Source organism: Corallococcus llansteffanensis, from assembly GCF_003612055.1.
Classification (GTDB): domain Bacteria; phylum Myxococcota; class Myxococcia; order Myxococcales; family Myxococcaceae; genus Corallococcus; species Corallococcus llansteffanensis.
The window spans coordinates 1-7168 of sequence record NZ_RAWB01000514.1 but is presented as its reverse complement, the minus strand read 5'-3'; the positions used below and the strand labels follow the sequence as shown (position 1 = coordinate 7168).

The window sequence follows — 7168 nt, the reverse complement described above, 5'->3', positions numbered from 1 at the left end:
GCCGCGTCCGAGGGCCCGGCCCTCACGCTGCAGCAGCTCACCGAGTTGGAGCTGCGCTGCGCGAAGCTGGATCAGACGGACTACTTCGAGCTGCTCTCCCTGGAGCGCTCCGCCGTGCCCGCCGACATCAAGAAGGCCTTCTACCGGGAGAGCCGCATCTACCACCCGGACCGCTTCTTCCAACTGGAGTCCAAGGCGCTGAAGGAGCAGGTGCACGAGCTCTACAAGCGCGTCACCGAGGCCTATTACGTCCTGCGCGACGACACCAAGCGCAAGAAGTACCTCGCGGACATCGCCGGCCCGGACCGCGCGCAGAAGCTGCGCTTCACCGACGCCTCCGAGGCGGAGACGAAGGCCGCGGTGAAGAAGGAGCAGGAGGAGCAGATCGGCACCCACCCCAAGGGCCGCCAGTTCTACGCGCAGGCCCAGAAGGACCTGGACGCCGGCAATCCATCCGCCGCGGAGCGCAACCTCAAGATGGCGCTCACCTACGAGCCCTCCAACGCCCGCTACAAGGAAACCCTCGCGGAAGCCCAGAAGCAGACCGCGGAGAAGTCCAAGGGCGATTCGTCGTTCAAGATCCGCTGAGCGCGCTCAGGCACCGGGAGTCCCTTCCATGGTCATCGACCTCATCCTCCTGGGCCTGGTGCTCTTCTTCGGCATCCTCGGCGCCCTCTCCGGCGCGGCTCGGCAGGTGGCCAACACCGCCGGCCTCGCGGTGGGCTACTTCGTCTCCCGAAAGCTCGCGCCCGTCGTCGGCCCCAAGCTCGCCGTCGCCCTGGGCGCGCCGCTGCTGGTCGGCACCCTCGCTGGAACGGTGCTCCTCTTCGTCGTGACGTGGCTCACCGTGCGCTACGCCCTGGGCGCGCTGCTCCTGCGCTTCCTGTCCGGAAAGAACCCGGACGAGCGCGGCGTGGACCGCGGCCTGGGCTTCGTGCTCGGCGGCGGGAAGATGGCCGCGCTCTTCTGGGTCTGCCTGAGCGCGCTCACGTTCCTGGAGCAGCACGTCATCGTCGCCGGCAAGCGCGTGGGCGTGTCCCCCATGGGCTCCGTCGCCTTCGACCTGTCGCGCCGCTACAACCTCTTCGAGCTCACCCAGTTCGCGCCCCTGGAGGACCTGGTCCACGTGGCCCAGGCCGCCCAGGATCCCGCGAAGGTGCGCAAGCTCCAGGACGACCCGGCCTACAAGGCCCTGCGCAAGGATCCGCGCTTCCAGCTCGCGCTCCAGCACCAGGACCTCAAGGACGCGCTGGAGCGCGGTGACACCCGGGCGCTCCTGCGCAACGACGTGGTGCTCCAGCTCATCCAGGATCCGCAGGCGGCGGCGCGGTTGGGCGCCGCCGCGAAGGCCGCGGAACGGCCCGCACCCGTCAAGCGTTGAGCTCGACGTCGTCCAGGCTGGACAGCCGCGCCTTCACGAACTCCGCGTCCACCGCCACCTGCCGGTGCCGCCGCTCGGGCGCCTCGAACATCACGTCCGACATCACGTGCTCCAGGATGGAGCGCAGCCCGCGCGCTCCCAGCCCGCGCGCCACGGAGTAGCGCACCACCTCGCGCAGGCCGCTCTCCGGGAACTCCAGCTCGATGTCGTCCAGCGACAGCAGCTCCTTGAACTCGCGGGTGATGGCGTCGGGCGGCTCCGTGAGCACGCGCAGGAGCTCCGGTTCACCCAGCCGCTCCAGCTGCACCATCACCGGCATGCGGCCCAGGAACTCCGCCATCATCCCGAAGTCCACCAGCTGACGGGTGGAGATGCGCTTCTCCTTCTTCTTCGCGCCCGCCGCGTCCGCGCCGAAGCCCATCATCCGGGCGCTGTCGTCGCCGAAGTCGTGCAGGTCGCTGAACGTGCCCGCGCAGATGAAGAGGATGTCGCGCGTGTCCACCTGCACGAAGTCGCTCTTGTTCCACGCCTGGGTGACGTTCATGGGCACGTGCACCTCGCGCCCCTCCAGCAGCTTCAGGAGCGACTGCTGCACGCCCTCACCGCCGATGTCGCGGCTGCCGGCGCCGTTGCGCGCGCCCTGCGTGCGACGGGCGATCTTGTCCACCTCGTCGATGAAGATGATCCCCCGCTGGGTGTCCTCCACCGAGTGGTTCGCCTTGAAGAGCAGGTCGGACACCATCACCTCCACGTCCTTCCCGTAGTAGCCGGCCTCCGTGTACTCGGTGGCGTCGACGGTGGTGAAGGGCACGTGGAGGATGTCCGCCAGGTTGCGCGCGATGTGCGTCTTGCCGCTGCCCGTGGGGCCGATGAGCAGGATGTTCGACTTCTTGATGAGTGACTGACGCCGCATCCGCCGTGCCTGGATGCGCTTGAGGTGGTTGTGCGCGGCGATGGCCACCGCCCGCTTCGCCGCGTCCTGTCCGATGACGAAGCGATCCAACCGCTCGAAGATCTCCCGCGGGGTCAAAGGTGCTTCTTCCCTGCGTGCGGACGACTCCATGTACCCTCCCCTTCTCTCCACTCGGCCTCCCTGGGCTTCCACAGGAGGAAGGGTAGGAATTGGATGCTGAGCAGCCCACCAGGGCCAGTACCGGAATGAGGCCCCTGCTCGCCTGCCTGCTTCACGAACAAGCGGCTATTGAATGCCCGGGACGTTTCCGATAGTCCGGCCCCCCTCCCTTGTTCATGGGAGCTTCCATCCGCCGCACGTCTCACCGGAGGCAACGAAACAACGATGCCCGCTACCGCCCCTCAGCACCGCTGGACCCTGGCCGATGCCCATGAGCTCTACGGAATCCGGAACTGGGGCTCGCCCTACTTCGGCATCAACGAAAAGGGCCACGTGTGCGTCCATCCGGACGGCCCCGCCGCTCCGAGCATGGACCTCAAGGAGCTGGTGGACGAGGTCCGCCGCCGGGGCATCGGGCTGCCGCTGCTGCTGCGCTTCACGGACGTGCTGCGCCACCGCGTCGTCCACCTGAACAACGCGTTCAAGAAGGCCATCGCGGACCAGGGCTACAAGGGCCTGTACCGGGGCGTGTACCCCATCAAGGTGAACCAGCACCGCTACGTGGTGGAGACCATCATCGAGGCGGGCAAGGAGTTCACCTACGGGCTGGAGGCCGGCAGCAAGCCGGAGCTGCTCGCGGTGATGGCGCTGCTGGACAACGAGGACGCGCTCGTCATCTGCAACGGCTACAAGGACGAGGAGTACATCGAGACGGCCCTCTTCTATTCGCGCCTGGGCCGCAACGTCATCCTCGTGGTGGAGAAGCCCAGCGAGCTGCCCCTCATCGCGGAGGTCGCGCGCCGCACCGGCATCACGCCCCGGCTGGGCATGCGCGTGAAGCTGTCCACGCGCGGCGCCGGCAAGTGGGAGGCGAGCGGCGGCGACCGCTCCAAGTTCGGCCTCTCCTCGTCGGAGCTCATGTCCTGCATCAGCTTCATGAAGGACGCGGGCCTCCTGGCCTCCTTCGAGCTCCTGCACTTCCACCTGGGCAGCCAGATCTCCAACATCCGCAACGTGAAGAACGCGCTGCGCGAGGTGGGCTGCTTCTACGTGGAGGTGTGCCGCCAGGGCGCCCCGCTGAAGTACCTGGACGTGGGCGGCGGCCTGGGCGTGGACTACGACGGCTCCCAGACGAACTTCGCCTCCTCCATGAACTACACGACGGAGGAGTACGCCAACGACGTCGTCTTCGGCGTGATGGAGGCGTGTGACCGCGCGGGCGTGCCCCATCCCACGCTCGTCTCCGAGTCCGGCCGCGCCGTCGTCGCGCACCACGCCATCCTGGTGGTGGACGTGCTGGGCACGAGCGAGTTCGACCCGTCCCAGACGCCCGACAAGGTGGACGACAAGGCGCCCTCCGTGGTGCGCAACCTCTGGTCCACCTTCCGCGAGGTGACGAACAAGAACGTCATCGAGGCCTTCCACGACGCGCAGGACGCCAAGGAGGAGAGCCTCCAGCTGTTCTCCCTGGGCCACCTGTCGCTGGAGCAGCGCGTGGCGGCGGAGAACCTCTACTGGGCCATCTGCCACAAGATTTTGCGCGTGGCGCGCGAGTCCGGGGAGATTCCGGAGGAGCTGGAGGTGCTGGAGAAGCAGCTGTCCGACACCTACTTCTGCAACTTCTCCGTGTTCCAGTCGCTGCCGGACTCGTGGGCCATTGATCAGCTCTTCCCGATGATGCCCATCCACCGGCTGGCGGAGAAGCCGACCCGGCGCGCGACGCTGGCGGACATCACCTGCGACTCGGACGGGAAGATCGAGCACTTCATCGACAAGCGCGAGGTGAAGGACGCGCTGGAGCTGCACGCGCTCAACAGCGACGACTACTACCTGGGCATCTTCCTCGTCGGCGCGTACCAGGAGATCTTGGGCGACCTGCACAACCTCTTCGGGGACACGCACACGGTGCAGGTGTCGCTGGCGCCGGGCGGCGGCTACCTCATCGACCACGTCGTCGCGGGCGACACCGTGACGGAAGTGCTCAACTACGTGAGCTACAACAAGGACGACCTCGTCGCGAAGCTGCGCAAGTTCACGGAGCTGGCGCTGCGCCAGGGGCGCATCACCCTGGACGAGTCGCGCAACCTGCTGCGCGTCTACGAGGACGGCCTGTCGGGCTACACGTACCTGGAGCGCGAGGTGGACGCGACGTTCACCTCCGCCAGCCAGCTGCGCCTGCTGCCCGGGCCGGAGAACGGCGCCGCGCGCCCTCCGGTGTCACCCTCCGGGACCTGATGTCCTGAGGCCCTGACGGCTCAAGCCTCCGTCGGGACCGGCGCCTCGCCGGTCTCGACGGACGTGTCCGCGAACGCGGTGTCCGTCGCGCGCAGCCGCAGGTTCTGGAGCGTCAGGAGCTGCCCCTCGGCGCGCTCCGCCAGGAAGCCGAAGTCGAACCGCTGAAGCCGCGGATCCTTCGCCGCCACCCGCTCCAGGCTCCTCCACATGGACACCCGGCCATGGGAGCCGACGCACAGCCCCTCCAGCTCCACCAGTCGGCTCAAGGGGGAGTAGCGCAGCCAGGAGCCATTGAGCTTCAGCCGCGACAGCTTCTCCGTCAGCCACGCGCCGCCCACCTTCAGCGGATCCGGCTTCACGTCCAGGGCGGCCATCACCGCCAGCAGCGTGGCGCGGTCCTGCTCCAGGAGCGGCACGAGCGTGCCCAGGTACTGCCCCACCGGGTTGCTGCGGTTCTCACGCTCCGTCCTGCGCGCCAGGTCCACGCCCACCGTGGAGCCCATGAGGTGGTCGTTCAGGTAGATGCCCAGTCGTTTCAGATTCATCCCGCATGCCCTCCCCGGAGCGCGCTTCAACGTGCTCCAGCCAGGGTGGGCACGCAGGCGCGTTGCCGCAGGCCGTTACCGGGGCTCGGAAGGCAGGCAGCCTGCCGAGCCCCTGCTACCCGGACGTCAATCCGGATAGCCGAACGACGCCGTCACCTTCACGTCCGGGTGGAGGCTGCGCGCCACCGGACACTCGTGGGCAATGCGCTCCAGCAGCTGGCGCTGGGGCGGGGTGAGGCCCGACGGCAGGAGGATGGACAGCACCAGCTCCGCGATGCGGCGCGGCGGTGGGGTCATCCGCTTCTCCACCGTGGCGCGCACCTCGCCCAGCGTGAAGCCCTCGCGGTTGGCCGTCAGGTGCATGGTCGTCACCACACACGAGGCGAGCGCCGCGCCCATCAGGTCCGTGGGGGAGAAGCTGCCACCGGTGCCGCCGTTGTCCTTCGGCGCCTCCGTGGGCAACGCCGCGCCTGAAGGGCCGTGGGTCACCTGCGTCTTCAACTGGGGGGCACTGACCAGGGACATCACCACGCCCGGAGCGGGCACCGCGGGCTGCTGACTCATCACGCCTCCTTGTGACTCTTGAGGGACTTCTGTCTAACGCACGAAGCTGTCGTGGGCCTTCGCGTCCTTCTTCGTGGAGGGCTCGGCCTCCTCGACGCTCCAGTCCAGCGTCTTCATCAGCGACTTGCTGCGCTTCTTCACGTCCGCGTCGAGGAACTTCACGGCGTCGTCCATCTTGTCCATCAGCCGCATCGGCTTGCGCTTGTTCTTGGGCTCGCTGAACAGCGCGTGCGTCAGCCAGGGGAACACCGCCGTCACGTCGCAGTGCACGTACATGGAGCCCGTCTCCACGGCCTCCACGGACACCTTGCCCCAGGTGTGGCCCTCACCGGCCGGGCAGCTGGACAGCGCGCCGTTGTCCACCGGGTCCACGCAGAACTGCACGTCGATGTCGAAGCCCGACGTGGGGACGTTGAGGATCTGATCCAGCAGGGGCTCGCCCTGGAGCGTGTAGTTCTTGGGCACGCCGCCGCCCAGGATCCAGATGGCCAGCTTCCCGCTGCCGTTGTGGCGGCAGTAGTGCTGCATCGCGGCCATGGAGAAGACGTCGTCGTTGATGTCGAGCTCGAACTTGAACTCGGCGCCCAGCAGGCGCTTGAGCTTCACGACGTTGAGGAAGATGGAGCCGTCCTGCACCGCGCCCACCCAGATGGGGACGCCGTGCTTGTAGCAGGTGGACAGGAGCGACGGCTGCTTGACGCCCAGCTCCTTCTCGATGCCGTGGATGGCCTTGCCGAGCAGGTAGTGGAACTCCGGCGTGGTCATCTTCTTCTGGAACTGGGGCTGCCGGAGGATGGCGGAGAAGAGGCGGTCGGTGTCGAGCAGCGCCTCCTCCCAGAAGCCCAGGTCGTAGATGCGGATGATGCGCGCCAGGCGGTACTGGAGGTCGCCCGCGTTGGGGTTCACCTCGCGGATGCCGTGGCCGATGATGCGGTGGGCGTCGTGGTAGAGGTTGGCGCCCGTGGTGGTGATGGCGGAGATGATGCCCTTCTCCACCAGCGGGATGAGGCAGGACTGGTGCAGGCCCGCGGGCGTCATCGCGCCCGACAGCGTCAGGAAGATGGACGCGTCCTGCTGCACCGACTGCTGCATCAGTTCGAACGCGGTGCGCTCCTGCCGGCCCACGTAGGCGCTGAACGCGTGCGCGAGCAGCTCCGCCGGCTTCTCCTTGCCGGTGATGGGGCGGGGATCCGCCTTGCGCGCGTTCGCGTAGGCGGCGCGAAGAGAGGACTTCTTCGGGGTCGGGGTCTTGGCCATGGCGCGGCGATCTAACACCGCCGGCCGGACAAGGGGAGGCCCGCCTTCAGCCCCCTCCCTCCCCGGAAGGCCGGAAGAAGACAGGAACAATCCGCCTGCCGTGCTGATTCACAC

General features: G+C 67.8%; 7 protein-coding genes. 3 read left to right on the top strand and 4 right to left on the bottom strand.

All coding sequences use genetic code 11. The features are described from left to right. A partial coding sequence (locus tag D7V93_RS33690) for a DnaJ domain-containing protein (protein WP_244237668.1) occupies positions 1-588 on the top strand: 588 nt, incomplete at its 5' end. 28 nt (positions 589-616) lie between these two features. Continuing rightward, positions 617-1381 (top strand): CvpA family protein, encoded by a 765-nt coding sequence (locus D7V93_RS33685; protein ID WP_120647281.1) that lies wholly within the window; start codon positions 617-619, stop codon positions 1379-1381. Here the strand turns inward: D7V93_RS33685 and clpX are convergent. Further along, the gene (clpX, locus tag D7V93_RS33680; RefSeq protein ID WP_120647280.1) at positions 1371-2444 is read right to left on the bottom strand and encodes an ATP-dependent Clp protease ATP-binding subunit ClpX; all 1074 of its coding nucleotides are present in this window, start codon (positions 2442-2444) and stop codon (positions 1371-1373) included. The two genes, D7V93_RS33685 and clpX, sit on opposite strands and share 11 nt — an antisense overlap. A gap of 234 nt (positions 2445-2678) precedes the next feature. On the opposite strand from clpX, the gene speA reads away from it, so the two are divergent. Next, positions 2679-4688, top strand: a complete 2010-nt coding sequence (gene speA / locus D7V93_RS33675) for a biosynthetic arginine decarboxylase (RefSeq protein WP_120647279.1) — start codon at positions 2679-2681, stop codon at positions 4686-4688. Positions 4689-4708: 20 nt separating this feature from the next. Here speA and D7V93_RS33670 read toward each other — a convergent pair whose 3' ends face one another. The 3 genes from D7V93_RS33670 to D7V93_RS33660 form a co-directional block, all read right to left on the bottom strand. Then, on the bottom strand, positions 4709-5233 hold the full coding sequence (locus tag D7V93_RS33670) for a hypothetical protein (protein ID WP_120647278.1): 525 nt from the start codon (positions 5231-5233) through the stop codon (positions 4709-4711). Between the two features lie 126 nt (positions 5234-5359). Beyond that, positions 5360-5797, bottom strand: coding sequence for an OsmC family protein (locus D7V93_RS33665; RefSeq protein WP_120647277.1), 438 nt, complete (start codon positions 5795-5797; stop codon positions 5360-5362). A 33-nt stretch (positions 5798-5830) separates the two neighbouring features. Continuing rightward, positions 5831-7054 (bottom strand): deoxyhypusine synthase family protein, encoded by a 1224-nt coding sequence (locus D7V93_RS33660; protein ID WP_120647276.1) that lies wholly within the window; start codon positions 7052-7054, stop codon positions 5831-5833. Positions 7055-7168: the final 114 nt, after the last annotated feature.